The organism is Nocardiopsis aegyptia, from assembly GCF_013410755.1.
GTDB classification, from domain to species: domain Bacteria; phylum Actinomycetota; class Actinomycetes; order Streptosporangiales; family Streptosporangiaceae; genus Nocardiopsis; species Nocardiopsis aegyptia.
Genome location: NZ_JACCFS010000001.1, coordinates 4,352,795 through 4,368,497, shown reverse-complemented (window position 1 = coordinate 4,368,497; position 15,703 = coordinate 4,352,795). Strand labels below are relative to the sequence as shown.

Annotated in this window: 13 protein-coding genes; 8 read left to right on the top strand and 5 right to left on the bottom strand. The window is 72.8% G+C overall.

The features are described 5' to 3' along the window. Positions 1-5 precede the first annotated feature (5 nt). The 3 genes from HNR10_RS19520 to HNR10_RS19510 form a co-directional block, all read right to left on the bottom strand. Positions 6-731, bottom strand: a complete 726-nt coding sequence (locus tag HNR10_RS19520; protein ID WP_179825638.1) for an SDR family NAD(P)-dependent oxidoreductase — start codon at positions 729-731, stop codon at positions 6-8. A 59-nt stretch (positions 732-790) separates the two neighbouring features. Continuing rightward, a complete protein-coding gene (locus tag HNR10_RS19515) occupies positions 791-1,723 on the bottom strand; it encodes a LysR substrate-binding domain-containing protein (RefSeq protein WP_179825636.1) in 933 nt (310 codons plus the stop codon). 75 nt (positions 1,724-1,798) lie between these two features. Next, entirely contained in the window at positions 1,799-3,430 is a 1,632-nt protein-coding gene (locus HNR10_RS19510) for an aminoacyl--tRNA ligase-related protein (protein ID WP_179825634.1), read from the bottom strand. Positions 3,431-3,684: 254 nt separating this feature from the next. Between HNR10_RS19510 and HNR10_RS19505 the strand changes: the two genes are divergently transcribed. The 6 genes from HNR10_RS19505 to HNR10_RS19480 all read left to right on the top strand — a co-directional run bounded on the left by HNR10_RS19505 (position 3,685) and on the right by HNR10_RS19480 (position 9,660). Continuing rightward, the gene (locus tag HNR10_RS19505) at positions 3,685-5,085 is read left to right on the top strand and encodes a hypothetical protein (RefSeq protein ID WP_179825633.1); all 1,401 of its coding nucleotides are present in this window, start codon (positions 3,685-3,687) and stop codon (positions 5,083-5,085) included. 169 nt (positions 5,086-5,254) lie between these two features. Beyond that, on the top strand, positions 5,255-7,000 hold the full coding sequence (gene argS / locus HNR10_RS19500; protein ID WP_179825631.1) for an arginine--tRNA ligase: 1,746 nt from the start codon (positions 5,255-5,257) through the stop codon (positions 6,998-7,000). Positions 7,001-7,383: 383 nt separating this feature from the next. Next, positions 7,384-7,992 (top strand): YceI family protein, encoded by a 609-nt coding sequence (locus tag HNR10_RS19495; RefSeq protein ID WP_179825629.1) that lies wholly within the window; start codon positions 7,384-7,386, stop codon positions 7,990-7,992. A gap of 182 nt (positions 7,993-8,174) precedes the next feature. After that, positions 8,175-9,152 carry a hypothetical protein gene (locus tag HNR10_RS19490; protein WP_179825627.1) on the top strand — a complete coding sequence of 326 codons (978 nt, stop codon included), beginning with the start codon at positions 8,175-8,177 and terminating at the stop codon, positions 9,150-9,152. A gap of 115 nt (positions 9,153-9,267) precedes the next feature. Then, positions 9,268-9,498 (top strand): hypothetical protein, encoded by a 231-nt coding sequence (locus HNR10_RS19485; RefSeq protein WP_179825625.1) that lies wholly within the window; start codon positions 9,268-9,270, stop codon positions 9,496-9,498. Positions 9,499-9,507: 9 nt separating this feature from the next. Continuing rightward, on the top strand, positions 9,508-9,660 hold the full coding sequence (locus tag HNR10_RS19480; protein WP_179825623.1) for a hypothetical protein: 153 nt from the start codon (positions 9,508-9,510) through the stop codon (positions 9,658-9,660). Positions 9,661-9,886: 226 nt separating this feature from the next. Here the strand turns inward: HNR10_RS19480 and rbsK are convergent, their stop codons facing one another. After that, entirely contained in the window at positions 9,887-10,795 is a 909-nt protein-coding gene (gene rbsK, locus HNR10_RS19475) for a ribokinase (protein ID WP_179825621.1), read from the bottom strand. After that, positions 10,792-11,595 (bottom strand): exodeoxyribonuclease III, encoded by an 804-nt coding sequence (locus HNR10_RS19470; protein ID WP_179825619.1) that lies wholly within the window; start codon positions 11,593-11,595, stop codon positions 10,792-10,794. Before HNR10_RS19470 ends, rbsK begins: the two co-directional genes overlap by 4 nt. A gap of 517 nt (positions 11,596-12,112) precedes the next feature. Here HNR10_RS19470 and HNR10_RS19465 point away from each other — a divergent pair. Both HNR10_RS19465 and HNR10_RS19460 read left to right on the top strand, forming a co-directional pair. After that, positions 12,113-14,056: an acyl-CoA dehydrogenase family protein gene (locus HNR10_RS19465; protein ID WP_179825617.1), complete on the top strand. Its 1,944-nt coding sequence runs from the start codon at positions 12,113-12,115 to the stop codon at positions 14,054-14,056. A 98-nt stretch (positions 14,057-14,154) separates the two neighbouring features. Beyond that, complete coding sequence (locus HNR10_RS19460; protein ID WP_179825615.1) at positions 14,155-15,381, top strand: winged helix-turn-helix domain-containing protein; 1,227 nt, start codon at positions 14,155-14,157, stop codon at positions 15,379-15,381. Positions 15,382-15,703: the final 322 nt, after the last annotated feature.

The window sequence follows — 15,703 nt, the reverse complement described above, 5'->3', positions numbered from 1 at the left end:
CGCGCTCACTGGCCCGAGAACGCCCGCTCGAACCCCTTGGGGTCGGACCACCCCAACGCCGACATCTCCTCGGACGTGGCGTCGGGAAAGATGTCGGTGTGGCCGGCGCTCACGCCGCCCACGATGGCGTCCGCGACCGCCCGCGGCTCCGCCTTCGCGGCGTCGAACCCGGCGAGCATGTCGGTGTCGATGCCGCCGGGATACACGCCGTGCACCTCGATGCCGCGCGGGCGCAGTCCCGGCCGGATGGCCTGGGTGAAGGAGTGCAGTGCGGCCTTGGAAGCGGAGTAGCCGGCCATCGGGGGTGTGCCGGCCAGGGCGAGGAGCGACAGGACGTTGACGACCGCCCCGCCTCCGGCCCTCTCGATGACCGGTACGAAGGCACGGATCACGTCGACCGTGCCCGCGTAGTTGGTGGCCATCTCCTGTGCCAGCCCGTCCCGGTCGGCCGAAAACGGGTCGGCGAAGCGGGCCGTGCCCGCGTTGTTGACCAGCAGCGTCACATCGGACGCCTGAGCGGCGGCGGCGCGAATGCCGTCGGGAGAGGTGAGATCGAGCCGGAGCGGGACCACCTCGCCCCGCACGCTCCGGGAAGCCGGGGAAGGGGAACCGGTGCCGCGTGTGGCCGCGTGCACCCGGCGCGCGCCGTGTTCGAGGAAGGCGTCGACCAGGGCGAGGCCCAGACCGCGGTTGGATCCCGTCACCAGCACGACTGCGTTGTTGATGTCCATGTCCGCGACACTAGGGAGCCCGCCTGTGATCCGTCCAATACGAAAAATGCCCCCTGTGATCAGTTGCTTCGATCACCGCTGGTGAGGTCGAGGATCACTTCGCGCAGCAGCGCCGCACCCGCGTGGTCACGACCCACCGGACGGGCCGGTCCGGTCACCAGCCGGGGGGCGGGTCCGGTCAGCGGCCGGAACACGACTCCGGAACGGGTGAGGTGACGCGCGACGGACCGCGCCACGAAGGCCACACCGGTCTCCGCGGCCACGAGGGCCAGGATGGTCTGGAGTCCGGTGGCCTCGTGCGCGACGCGGGGCGCGAATCCGGCCGCCACACAGGCGTCGGTGTACCGGTCGAAGGTCTGCGGCTCCAGCTCGCGCGGAAACAGCACGAATTCCTCCTCCGCCAGGTCGGCCAGTGCGACGGCGTCCGCACCGGCCAGCCGGTGTCCGCTCGGCAGTGCGACACCGACCGGGTCCTCCAGCACCGGAGTGGTCTCCAGGCCGTTGTCCGGAGCCACCGGCAGGTGCACCAGGCCCAGGTCCAGTTGTCCCAGCTGCAACAGACGCACCTGGTCGGCGGTCTTGTGCTCCGCCACGCGCACACGCAGCGCCGGATGGCGCGCCCGCGCCTCGCGCAGGACCTCCGGCAGGAGGCTGTACAGCGCGGTGCCCACGAAGCCGACGCGCACCGTCGCCAGTTCTCCCCGCGCCACCCGCCCGCCGTCGTCCACGACCCTGTGCGCTTCGCCCAGCAGGCGGCGGGCACCGGCGAGCAGCACCTCGCCCGCGGGGGTCAACCGCACTCCGCGACGGTTGCGCGCCAGCACCTGGTACCCGAGCGCGGACTCCAACGCCTTGACCCGGTAGCTCAGGCCCGGCTGGCTCAGGTGCAACCGGGCCGCGGCACGGCCGAAGTGCAACTCCTCGGCCACCACCGCGAACAGCCTCAGGTCCCCGAGACCGACCGCGGGCTCTCCGTCATCGAACCCCGACACTCGGGCCTCCCCGTTCCGTCCGCGCCACAGTCCTCCCAACGTAGTGCGCCCACCGGCGACGCACTCCGGGCGGCGCTACGCGCCGGTGCCCTCCCACAGGGTGGTGTCGTGGGCGGCCACGCGGGCGGCGATCCTGCTCAGCGCCTCCGCCACGGGCATCGGCTCCAGCCGGCGGCCGTCGCGCAGGCGCAGGGCGACCGATCCGTCGGCGGCCTCCCGTGCGCCGACGACGGCCTGGTAGGGCACCAGGCGGGCCCGCCGGATGCGGGCGCCCAGGCCGCCGCGGTCGGGACCGACCGCCTCGGCGCGCAGGCCGAGGTCCTCGCACCGCCGGACGAGGTCCGCGGCGGCGTCGGCCTCGGCCGCAGAGATCGGCAGGGCCACCACCTGCACGGGGGCGAGCCAGGGCGGGAAGGCACCTCCGTGCTGTTCGAGCAGGTGGGCGACGGCCCGCTCCACGCTGCCGATGACGCTGCGGTGCACCATGACCGGTCGGTGACCGGCCCCGTCCGGCCCGACGTAGGACAGCCCGAACTGCCGTGGCTGGTGGAAGTCCACCTGGACGGTGGACAGGGTGGACTCGCGTCCGGCGCCGTCGGCGATCTGCACGTCGATCTTGGGCCCGTAGAACGCCGCTTCCCCCTCCACGGCCTCGTAGGGGACACCGGAGCGCTCCAGGACCTCGGTGAGCACCTCGGTGGAGCGCCGCCACAGCTCCGGATCGTCGACGTACTTGCCTCCTGGCCCAGGGAAGGGGGCCGCGCCGGAGGCGTCGGTCGAGGGCGGTAGCCCATCCGACCCGCGAAGCGCCCGATGGGCGATGGCGGGCGACGGGAAGGGGGCCGCGCCGGAGGCGTCGGTTGAGGGCGGTAGCCCATCCGACCCGCGAAGCGCCCGATGGGCGATGGCGGGCGACGGGAAGGGGGCCGCGCCGGAGGCGTCGGTTGAGGGCGGTAGCCCATCCGACCCGCGAAGCGCCCGATGGGCGATGGCGGGCGACGGGAAGGGGGCCGCGCCGGAGGCGTCGGTCGAGGGCGGTAGCCCATCCGACCCGCGAAGCGCCCGATGGGCGATGGTGGGCGACGGGAGGGACAACCGGTAGCGGCTCGGCTGGATGCCGAGCGCCCGGTAGGCCCGGCGGATCATGCCCAGGGCCGCCTCCGCCTCGGCGGCGACCTGCTCCGGGGTGCAGAACACGTGCGCGTCGTTGAGCTGGATCGCCCGCACCCGGGTCAGTCCCCCGAGCACCCCGGAGAGCTCGGAGCGGTACATCGCGCCCAGCTCGGCCATGCGCAACGGCAGCTCCCGGTGGCTGCGGGAGCGGGAACGGTAGATCAGCGCGTGGTGGGGGCACAGGCTGGGCCGCAGCAGCACCTGTTCCGAACCCATCTCCATCGGCGGGAACATGTCGTCGCGGTAGTGCGCCCAGTGCCCCGACAGCTCGTACAGCTCTCGTTTGCCGAGCACCGGCGAGTACACGTGCCGATACCCCGCCCGCCGCTCCTCGGCGCGCACGTACTCCTCCAGAGCGTGGCGCACGGTGGCGCCGTCGGGCAGCCAGTACGGCAGGCCCGCTCCGATCAGCGGGTCGGTGCCGAACAGTTCCAGCTCTCGACCGATCCGGCGGTGGTCGCGGGCGTGGTCGTGGCCGGGTGCGTCGAGGCCAGGCGCATCGGCCGGGGCGGGTGCGTTGGTCGCGTCGGTCATCGTGGTCTCCTCGCGTTCGGTGGAGCGAGCGACCACAGGACGAAGCCCCGGGGCACTCGCCCCGGGGCTTCGATCAGGCATCGGTCAGCGCGCCGGGGGACTCTCCGGCGTCGTCGTCACAAAGGCGCGCTGCATGCCGCCCACCCTAACAACGGCCCGCCCGCCCGTACACGGCATTCGCGGGAACCCGGGAACCCCTCCCCCCGCACCCCCGTCCTACGACGACAGCCGCATGACCGAGCAGGAGGACGACCGTGCCCGACCTTTCCGGACTGGACGAGATCGACTGGGCCGCGCTGCACCACGCCTACGGACCCGCGACGGACGTGCCGGACATGCTCCGCGGGCTCGCCTCCGGTGACGCGAAGGCGATGGCCGACTTCGTCGGGGCGGTCCACCACCAGGGCGACGTGTACGACTCCACGGTCGCGGCGGTCCCCTTCCTCCTCCAGGCCGCCGAGCGGGTCGAGGGGAGGGACCGGGCGGAACTGCTCTCCCTGCTCGCGGACCTGGGCGGAGTCGACAGCTACGAACTGACCCTCCTCAACGACATCCACGGGGCCTACTTCGAGTGGGTCTTCACCGACAACAACGTCCATCCCCGGTACCCCGACGACTACGCGGAGGCGGCCGCGCGGGGCGACCAGGACGCCGGGGCGGCCCTCGCCGTCTCCGCCGGACGCCCGTTCTTCCTGCGGCTGCTCGACGACCCGGACGCCGACGTCCGCTGCGGCGCGTTCCTGGCGGCGGCGTCGGGACCGCTGGAGGCCGCCACCGTCGACACGCTCCTGGAACGGCTCCGCGACGAAGCGAACGCCGAGGTCCTGGACGTCGTCGTGACCGGGCTCGGGATCACCGCCGCGCGGGTCCCGGCGACCGTCCGCACCACCGTCCTGGAACGGCTCGCCGAGACCGCGACCGCCCACTCGCGCCCCGGCGTCCAGCTCAGGGCCCTCATGGAGCTCGCCCGGCGATCCTCCGACCCCCTGCCCGTGGACGCGGAGACCCTGGCCGCGACCATGCGCCGGGCCCGGGCCGAAGCACGGGCCGAAGCACGGGCCGAGAGGCTCTCGTCCGCTCGCGCCGACGGCCCCCGGACCTGCGGTGTCGGCGACGAGTGGCGCGGGTCGATGAGCCCGGACGAGGTGAGCCTGACCCTGGGCGACCACGTCGGACACCGCGCCGCCCTGCTCGTCCGGCTCCTGCACGAGCCCGACGAGTGGGACCGCGCGTCCGTCCTGTCCGCCGCCACCGATCTCGTCGCGGGATGGCGCGGAGACCACCGGTCCCTGATCGAGGCGGTCGAAGCACTGCCGACCGCCTCCGGCACGGGGGCGGACACCGCCGGGTTCCTGGAAGCGGCGGGACAGATCGCCGAGCCGGAGGCCGGCGCCGTCAGCAGCAGCGATACCGAGGGCCAGGACCTGCACGCGCTCGTCGAGGACTTCGAGGACCACCCCACGGTGGAGGTCGCCCACGCCCTGCGGGACATGGGTCCGGCCGCCGCCGCTGCGGCGCCGGCGCTGCGCCGGGAGCTGGACGAGCCGCGCCGCCACGGCCTGCGGGCCGAGGAGACGATCGAACCGGACCTCGTCGGCGAGGACGAGGCCCTGCTCCTCGCGTGCGTCGAGGCCCTCGCCGCCGTCACCCGCTGACCCGCCGGCGACGCGGGCGTCGTCCGGACGGCTCCGGGCGTCAGCCGGTCGGCTCCAGGCATCGCCCGGGCGCCATCCGGGCGGAAACTGACCGGATCCGGGCCTGATCCGGACCGGGACCGGGCTCGAACCGGACGGGGAGGGGGCCGCCCGTCGGTACGCTTGTGCCATGGCCGACCCGCAGGAAGTACTCTCGCGACGGGTCCAGTCCGCCCTCGGCGCCGCCTTCGGTCCCGAGTTCGCCGACACCGACCCCGTCATCCGCCCGTCCCAGTTCGCCGACTACCAGGCGAACGCCGCACTCGCGCTCGCCAAGCGACTGGGCCGAAAGCCGCGCGAGGTGTCCGCGGCGATCATGGAACACCTGGACGTGGCCGACGTCTGCCGCGACGTCGAGGTCAGCGGGCCGGGCTTCATCAACCTGACCCTGCGCGAGGACTGGATCGCCGGGCAGACCCGTCAGCTGCTGGACGACCCCCGCCTGGGCGTCCCCCAGCAGGAACGGCTGAACATCCCGCTCGACTACTCCGCGCCCAACGTGGCCAAGGAGATGCACGTCGGGCACCTGCGCACCACCGTGGTGGGCGACTCCCTGGCCCGCACCCTGGAGTTCCTGGGCCACAACGTCATCCGGCAGAACCACATCGGTGACTGGGGCACGCCCTTCGGCATGCTCATCGAGCACCTGCTGGAGGTCGGCGAGGAGTCCGCGGACGCGGACCTGCTCACCACCGACCCCAACGCCTTCTACCAGGCGGCGCGCACCAAGTTCGACTCCTCCGGTCCCGAGGTGGACGACTTCGCCGCCCGCGCACGGCGCCGCGTGGTCGCCCTCCAGGGCGGCGACGAGGAGACGCTGCGCCTGTGGAGCAAGCTCGTCGGCCTGTCGAAGGTCTACTTCAACAAGGTCTACAGCAAGCTCGGCGTCACCCTCACCGACGAGAACCTCGCGGGTGAGAGCACGTACAACGCCATGCTCGCCGACGTGTGCGACGAGCTGGAGGCCAAGGGCATCGCCGAGGTCAGCGACGGCGCCCTGTGCGTGTTCCTCGACGGCTTCACCGGCCGCGAGGACAAGCCGGTCCCGCTGATCATCCGCAAGAGCGACGGCGGCTACGGTTACGCCACCACCGACCTGGCCACGGTCCGCTACCGGGTGGAGGACCTCAAGGCCGACCGCATCCTGTACGTCGTCGGTGCCCCGCAGGCCATGCACTTCAAGATGGTCTGGGCCACCGCCCGCAAGGCGGGGTGGCTGCCGGAGGGCGTCGAGACCACGCACGTGCAGATCGGCAACGTGCTGGGCAGCGACGGCAAGATCCTGCGCACCCGCAGCGGCGCCCCGGTCCGCCTCATGCAGCTGCTGGAGGAGGCCGTCGAACGCGCCGCCGCGGTCGTCGCCGAGAACCGGCCCGACCTCAGCGCCGCCGAGCAGGCGGAGATCGCCTACGACGTCGGCATCGGCGCGGTCAAGTACGCGGACCTGTCGGTCTCGCACGACACCGAGTACACCTTCGACTTCGACCGCATGCTGGCACTGACCGGCAACACCGGCCCGTACCTGCAGTACGCGCAGGCCCGGATCCGGTCCATCTTCCGCAAGGGCGGGATGGACGCCGGGTCGGCGCGCGGGGAGATCACCGTCTCCGAGGCCGCGGAGCGCGACCTCGCGCTCAAGCTGCTGGGCTTCGGCGGCGTGGTGGCGCAGGTCGGCGACCTGCTCCAGCCGCACCGTCTGTCGGCGTACCTGTTCGAGCTGGCGCAGGCGCTCACCACGTTCTACGAGCACTGCCCGGTGCTCACCGCGCCCACCGACGCCGAGCGCGAGTCGCGCCTGGCTCTGATCGCGGTGGCGTTGCGCGTGCTGGTGCAGGGCCTGGACCTGCTGGGGGTCAACGCGCCCGAGCACATGTAGGCACGAGGGCCGTCAGGCCCGCCGTCCGACCACACAGAGGGGCCGCCCGCGAGGGCGGCCCCTCTGCCTGTGCGTGGGGGCGTGTGTGCACGTGCGTGCGCGCGAGTCCAGGGGCCTGTACGGGGGCGGGGGGTGTGCGGAGGGACCTCCGACCTGGCCGGATCCGGCCGCCGACCGGTGTGCGAGAGAACTCACAGCCGCTCCTCGGCATCTCCCACCAGGGGGTTCACGCCCGTGTGCGATCGGTTCCGGGCCGCGGAGAATATGGGGATCGAGTCGAAGATCTCGTGTTCATGTGTCCCGGAACCTGGCGCTCCGGTGGGGCGTCCGACCTAAGGTGTGTGGACAAAAGCCACAGACGCGACATAAGGGAGATAACGGATATGACGTCAGCTCCTCCCGAAGTGGGACCCAGGCCGGGGACCTGGCACCTGGACCCGCTTCACTCCAGCCTGATCTTCGTCGCCCACTACCTGCGCTACGGCCGGGTCCAGGGCACGTTCGGCCGCGCCGAGGGCCAGGTCGTCGTCGCCGAGAACCCCGCCGAGTCCAGCGTCGAGGTGACGCTGGAGGCCGGGAGCATCAACACCGGGGTCGGCGCCCGCGACGCCCACCTGCGCTCCGCCGACTTCCTGGACGTCGACCACCACCCGGAGATCCACTTCGTGTCGACGGGCTTCGAGCAGAGCCGACGCGGCCGGTACGCCTTCCGGCTGTACGGGGACCTGACCATCCACGGCACCACCGTCCCGGTCGCCCTGAACGCCCAGTGGGTCGGCGAGTCCCCCGACTACGTCTCCCCGGAGGACACCTACGGGCACTTCTTCTCGGCGACGACCCAGATCAGCCTGTCCGACTTCGGGGTAGGTCTCGGCAGCGAGCTCCCCTGGGGCGGCACGCTCGTCGGCGAGAACGTCGACATCGTCCTGGAGGTCCGACTCCAGAACCAGGACCCGGCCCCGTTCCTGAAGCAGATCGGGCACGCTCCCTGACGGACGCGCCCGCGAGGCGGTCGTGCCGCCGCCCGGCACGATCGGCGCCCTCGCCCGACGCTCCGCGCTCCCACACCACGTGACCGCCCGCACAGCTCGTGCGGCGCCTCCACCCCTGCCCGCACTCACCCACCGTCGGCACCGCACCGGTGACCGTACGCCACAGGCGCTACCGTGACCGCATGCCCGCTCCGCGCGTCCACACCTCCATCGCCGACGGCCGGTTGCTCGCCTTCGCCCCGACCGGACCCCCACGGGAGGACGGGGAGCCCGTCGAGCCGACCGCGAGCTTCCCGACCGCCGGCCGCCCGCTCCGGGCCGACACCGCGCCGGACCTGCGCGGCGCCGTCTACACCACCCCCGACGAACTCGTCCGCGTCCGACGCGACGGGGACGTGCTGTGGCGCCTGGCCCTCGGTTCGTCCGACGACCCCGTCGGCCCGTCCCGCTGTGCCACATGCGCCTTCTCGCGTGACGGGAGCGTGGTCTGGCTCCATCGGCCCGGCCCCTACTTCGGATCCGGTGCCACGGACCGGCTGCACGCCCTCGACGCGGCCACCGGTGCCGTGCTCGCCCGAACGGATCTGGGCCGCGCGGGCTACTGGGCGGGATCGCTGTTCCCGCATCCGGACGGCGAGCACCTCCTACTGAGCCTCTCTCCCATGGACACAGTGGACGAGCACACCTTCCGCGCACGGTTTCGGGTCGACGGAACGCTCACCGTGGTCCGGTACGGGTTCGAGGGCTTCCTGCACGACCTCTCCCCCGACGGCCGCTTCCTCGCCACCGCGGAGAACGACGACAGCGTCACCTTCCGCGCCTTCCCACACGGAACCGTGACCAGCCGCGTCACGATCGGGGACTTCGGCTACGACGACGCCTTCGTGCGGGAGCACGACCTGGAGATCGGCTGCCACACCGCCGGCTTCCTGGACGCGGACACGGCCGTCGTCGACGTCCACGACGACTACGGCGAGGGCTTCCACGAGAACCACGTCGTCGAGGCCGCCACCGGCCGCGTGGTCGGCCCGCTGCCCGGGGCGTGCCGGCACAGGAACGTCCAGGTACTCGGCGACGGCACCTGGCTGTTCCAGGGCCGACGCCACTCGTACTGGCCACGCGTCCCACCGACCCCACGGAGCACTCAGTGCGCGTCCTGACCACGTTCTCCGCCACCGAGATCCGTGCCCACACCTTCACGGCACCCGCCCGCGACGGTGCGGCCTGGCCCGAACCGGCACCGGCTTCCTCTTCGACCCCTCCCCCGGCGGCCGAGTGTTCCTCCTCGACCGCGACCACGAGGTCACCTTCCACGCCTTCCCGAGCGGCGATCCGCTCTCCCGGGTCGGCGTCGACGCGTTCGGCTACGACGAGGAGCGGTTCGAATCCCTCCTCGTCGGCGAGTACGCCGCCGACTTCCTCGACGACCGCACCGCGGTCGTCGCCGTGACCGGGGAGGTCGTCGCTCCCGAGGACGGCAGCCCGTACGACTCGGACTTCCACTAGAACCACGCCGTGGACGTGGCGACAGGACGCGTGCTGGGGCCGCTCCCCGAGCCGTACAGGTACTCCGATCTCCTCACCGTGCTCGGGGACGGTTCGTGGATGGGCCTCGACGCCTCGGCGCGGTGCACCCGCTTCGGATGGTCGGCGCCTCGGCCCGACTGAGGTTCGCGGGTTCTCGCGAAGGAGAAGGCCGTGCGAGGCGGCGGGCGCCTCTCATGGGGAAACGGGTACGGCCGGTTCCTCGCACGGCACGACCGCGTACGGTGGCCGCTCCCGTCCCGGGCGTCCACCTTCTGGGACACCGTGGCGATGATCCTTCGGGAACCGACGCCGGACGACACGCGACAGGGCCCGGCCGCACACGGCGGCCGGGCCCTCGCGCGACGGATCAGGCGTCGGCGGCGACGTAGGCGGCGATCTCCGCCCGGGTCGGGATGGACGACGCGGCCCCGTGCCGCTGGACCGACAGCGCGGCGGCGGCCGCGGCGAAGCGCATCGCGTCCTCGGGTGTGCGGCCCTCGGCACGGGCCACGGCGAACGCGCCGCAGTAGGTGTCGCCGGCGGCGGTGGTGTCCACGGCCTCGACCTTGCGCGCGGGCACGTGCACCGGCTTCGATCCCCGGCTGCCGTGCAGCGCACCCGCCCCTCCCATGGTCAGCAGCACCTCGGGCACCAGCTCGACCAGGGCGTCCAGGGCCTCATAGGGATCGGTGAGTCCGGTGATCGCGGCGGCCTCGTGCTCGTTGGGCACCAGCACGTCCACCGACTCCAGCAGTTCGGCCGGCAGTTCGCGGGCAGGGGCGGGCGTCAGGTAGACCGGCACACCCAGCCGGCGCCCGGTCCGCGCGGCGTCGACCACGGCCGCCATCGGCAGCTCCAACTGGAGCAGCAGGGCGTCGTGGGCGCCGATGACCGCGGCGTCACTCTCGGCCGACGCGGTGACCGTGCCGTTGGCGCCGGGCACGACGATGATGGAGTTGCCGCCACCGCCGTCCACGACGATGTGCGCCACACCGGACGCGCCCGGGGCCGTGCGCAGGCCGGACACGTCGATGTCGCAGTCCACGAGGTTGGCGCGCAGCGCCTCGCCGAAGGAGTCGTCGCCGACCGCCCCGAGGAAGGCGGTGTCGGCGCCGGCGCGCGCCGCCGCGACCGCCTGGTTGGCGCCCTTGCCGCCGGGCACCTGGCGGAACGCCGTGCCGGTGACGGTCTCACCGCTGGAGGGCACCTGGTCCACGTAGGCGACCAGGTCCATGTTCACGCTGCCGAAGACGGCGATACGGGGTGCGCGGCTCATGCGTCGGCCTCCCCGTCCAGCTCGACGATGACCGGGGCGTGGTCGGAGGCGCCCTTGCCCTTGCGCTCCTCGCGGTCGATCCGGGCCCCGCTCACGCGTTCGCTCAGCGCCGGGGAGGCGAGGACGAAGTCGATGCGCATGCCCTTGCGCTTGGGGAAGGACAGGGCCTTGTAGTCCCAGTAGGTGTACACACCGGGACCGGGGGTGTACTGACGCACGACCTCGGCGAACCCGGCGTCGACGAGCTTGGTGAACGCGGCGCGCTCGGGCTCGGTGACGTGGGTCTTGCCCTCGAACTCGGCCATGTCCCACACGTCCATGTCCTCGGGGGCGATGTTGAAGTCCCCGACGTAGGCGACCTGCGCCCGGGGGTCCTCGGCCAGCCTGGCCGCGCCCGCCTCCCGCAGCGCCTCCAGCCAGCGCAGCTTGTACGCGTAGTGCGGGTGGTCGATCTCGCGGCCGTTGGGCACGTACAGGCTCCACACCTGCACGCCCGCGCAGGTGGCGCCGATGGCGCGCGCCTCGACCTCCTCCGGCTCGCCGTAGCCGGGCTGACCGGGGAACCCGATCTGCACGTCGGCGAGGCCGACCCGGGAGGCGATCGCGACCCCGTTCCACTGGGAGAGCCCGTGGTGGGCCACCTCGTATCCGCGGTCGGTGAAGACGGAGGCGGGGAACTGGTCGTCGCGGGCCTTCGTCTCCTGGATGGCGAGGACGTCGACGTCGCTCCGGTCCAGCCAGGCGCCGATCCGCTCGGTCCTCGCCCGGGCACTGTTCACATTCCATGTCGCGATACGCACACCAGAAGCCTAGGCCACCGCGCCGACACCCCCCACCTGGACCGCTCACCCTCCGGGAGGTCGGCGTGCCCCAGAGGGTTGAAGGTCAGCAGTCCCGCTCACGGGACCCCAGGGGGTCTATCCGGGCCAAAGCGAGGAACGAGCGGCGGCCCAAGGCAAGCAGGGTGTGAGGGGCGCGCCGGTGCCTGCAGGAGGAGCCAAGCCGGAGCGAGGAACGAGCGCAGGCGCGGGCGACGACGAAGGACCCGGCGTGAAGCGCCCCGAACAAACGCCCCGGTGCGGCCGTCCTCCGCACCGGGGCGTCGCGACCTCCCAGCGCATAACCCGAGGGATTCCGTCGCTCGTGAACTAGGACGGCCCACCGCTCCCACTGGTTCGCATCGGGCCAAAGGTTTTTCTCTACAGATGTCGTCCTTCGTGCTCAGGACCGCAAGGCCAGGCGTCAGCGGTGGTACCGGCGGGTAGGGCTGTGATGCAGACCACAGTGCGACACCCCCGCCAGTGAGGTGAGCGACCCATGTCGACCGTCGAACCCGATGCCACGACCCCCGCCGAGCCCGAGGTCGACGAACGGCGTGCCCGCGCCGTCGCCGAACAGGCCCGCGAGAGCGCCTGGGAGCGGCCCAGCTTCGCCAAGGAACTCTTCCTCGGCCGCTTCCGCCTCGACCTGATCCATCCCCTGCCCGGCGACGAGGCCGCCGACCGCGACGGCGAGGCCTACCTCGCCCGCCTGCGCGACTTCTGCGAGGGCATCGACGCCCAGCGCATCGAGCGCGAGGAGCGCATCCCCGACGAGGTCGTGCGCGGCCTGCGCGAGCTGGGCGCGTTCGGGATGAAGATCCCCGTCGAGTACGGCGGGCTCGGGCTCGGACAGCTCCACTACAACCGCGCGCTCACCCTGATCGGGTCGGCCTCTCCCGCGATCGCCGCCCTGCTCTCGGCCCACCAGTCGATCGGCGTCCCCCAACCCGTCGCCATGTTCGGCACCGAGGCGCAGAAGCAGGCGTTCCTGCCGCGCTGCGCCCGCGACGACATCAGCGCGTTCCTGCTCACCGAACCGGACGTGGGCAGCGACCCGGCCCGGCTGCGGACCACCGCCACGCCCACCGACGACGGCACGGCCTACGTCCTGGACGGCGTCAAGCTGTGGACCACCAACGGGGTCGTCGCCGACCTGCTCGTGGTCATGGCGCGGGTACCGGAGGGGCCCGGCCACCGGGGCGGCATCACGGCGTTCGTCGTGGAGGGCGACTCCCCGGGCATCACCGTGGAGCACCGCAACCGCTTCATGGGCCTGCGCGGGCTGGAGAACGGCGTCACCCGCCTGCACCAGGTGCGCGTCCCGGTCGCCAACCGGATCGGCGAGGAGGGCCGTGGCCTGCGCATCGCCCTGTCCACGCTCAACACCGGCCGCCTGTCGCTGCCGGCCATCTGCGTGGGCGCGGGCAAGTGGGCGACCCGGATCGCCCGCGAGTGGGCGCGCGAACGCGTCCAGTGGGGGCGCCCGGTCGGCAAGCACGAGGAGGTGGCCAAGAAGATCTCCACCATCGCCGCCACCACCTACGCCATGGACGCCATGGTCGAGCTGGCCGGCCGGCTCGCCGACGACAAGCGCAACGACATCCGCATCGAGGCGGCCATCGCGAAGCTGTGGGCCTCCGAGCACGCCTGGCGGATCGCCGACGAGCTCGTCCAGGTCCGGGGCGGCCGCGGTTTCGAGACCGCGGACTCCCTGGCCGCGCGCGGCGAGCGCGGCGTGCCCGCCGAACAGATGCTACGCGACCTGCGCATCAACCGGATCTTCGAGGGGTCCACCGAGATCATGCACCTCATGATCGCCCGCGAGGCGGTCGACGCCCACCTGTCCGTGGCCGGGGACATCATCGATCCGGAGGCCGACCGCTCCGACAAGGCGCGGGCGGTCGCCAAGGCGAGCGGCTTCTACGCCTCCTGGCTGCCCGGCCTGGTGGTCGGGCAGGGGCAGGTGCCGTCGGCGTTCGCGGAGTTCGGGCCGGTCGCCGGGCACCTGCGGTACGTCGAGCGCGCCGCGCGCAAGCTCGCCCGGTCCACGTTCTACGGGATGTCGCGGTGGCAGGGCCGGATGGAGACCAAGCAGGGGTTCCTGGCCAGGATCGTGGACATCGGCGCGGAGCTGTTCGCGATGAGCGCGGTGATCGTGCGGGCGCGTCACGACGCCGACACCCGGCCCGAGCGCGGCACCACCCCGTTCGAGTTGGCCGACGTGTTCTGCCGGCAGTCGCGGCTGCGCGTCGACGCCCTGTTCGACGGACTCTGGTCCAACACGGACGAGATCGACGGCAAGGTGTCGCGTCGGCTGATGGACGACTCCTACACCTGGCTGGAGGAGGGCGTGGTCGACCCTTCGCTGCCGGGGCCGCTGATCGGCCCGGCCGAGCCCGGACCGTCCAAGGCCGAGGACCAGCACCGCCGGATGGGATGAGCCACGGGCGGGAGCGGAGGCGGCCGGCCGCCCCGGGACGGGCCGGCCGTCCGGCCGACCCGCGTCGGAGTGTCGTGGGCGGGGGCTACGGTGGCGGCATGGCTGAACCGCACCCCCGCCGCGACGCGGAGCTGTCCCTGTCCCAGGCCCGCCGGATCGCCCTGGCCGCCCAGGGATTCGCCGACCGCCGGCCCGCCGGTACCCCCACCCTGGCCCACCTCGGCCGGGTCGTGCGCAGGGTCGGCATCCTCCAGATCGACAGCGTGAACGTCCTGGCCCGCAGCCAGTACCTGCCGGTGTTCGCGCGCATGGGCGCCTACGACCCGGCCCTGCTCGACCGCGCCACCACGACCGCCGCGGGGTCCGGCGCGGCCCGCCTGGTGGAGTGCTGGGCGCACGAGGCCAGCCTGGTCCCGCCCGCGACCCGCCAGTTGATGCGGTACCGGATGGAACGCAACCGCGCCCAGGAGCACGTGGGCTGGATGAACGGCATCCGGGAGGAGAAGCCCCACCTCGTCAAGACCGTGCTGGAGGAGGTCGGCCGGGTCGGTCCGGCCACCGCCCGGGAGGTGGAGGCCGCCCTCGCGCACGACGCCCCGCGGGTGAAGGAGCACTGGGGCTGGAACTGGTCCGAGGTCAAGAAGTGCCTGGAGTACCTGTTCTGGATCGGCGACCTCACCTCCAACGGGCGCAACACCCAGTTCGAGCGCCGCTACGACCTGCCGGAGCGGGTGCTGCCCGCCGAGCACCACCTGGCGCCGGAGCCGTCGGCGGAGGAGGCCCACCGGGAGCTGGTGGCCATCGCCGCCCGCGCGCACGGCATCGCCACGGAGCCCTGCCTGCGCGACTACTTCCGGCTCAAGGGGGTCGAGTCGCGCGCGGCCGTGGCCGACCTCGTCGACTCCGGCGAGCTGGTCCCGGTCCGGGTCCGGGGCTGGGACCGTACCGCCTACCTGCACCGGGACGCCCGCGTGCCGCGCCGGGTGGACGCGCGCGCCCTGCTCAGCCCGTTCGACTCGCTGGTGTGGACGCGCGATCGCGCCGAGGAGCTGTTCCGCTTCCGGTACCGGCTGGAGATCTATGTCCCCGCCGCCAAGCGGGTGCACGGCTACTACGTGCTGCCGTTCCTACTGGGCGAGGACCTGGTGGCCCGGGTCGACCTCAAGGCCGACCGGGCCTCGGGGACGCTGCTGGCCCAGCGGATCACGCTGGAGGAGGGCGCGCCGCCCGAGACGCTGGAGGAGCTCACCGCGCAGCTCGGCGAGATGGCCGCGTGGCTGGGCCTGGAGAACGGCGTCGGCGGCCCTGCGCTCACGGGGGCCTGACCGGGCCGGAGGATCTGACGGGGGCCTCGGACCTGGCCGAAACCGGTACATGGACACCTGGTCAGGGCGTCGGCGGGGCCGTGACCGATACCTGTCCGGCACCCGGTCGGCGGCCGTGACCGGTTCCGGCCAGGTCCGGCCGTGACCGCCTCGGGACGCGGCCGGAGGACGGCGATCGCCCACCACACCGGGCTTCGGCCGCGCGGCCACGCCGCTCGGGTCCGCACGCGCGTCCCCGCGAGCGGGCACACCGGCGATGACCAGGCCCAACGGTCTTATCCGCGGAGTCCGACGGGCCTAGTGTGCTGAGTAGGGGTGTGGG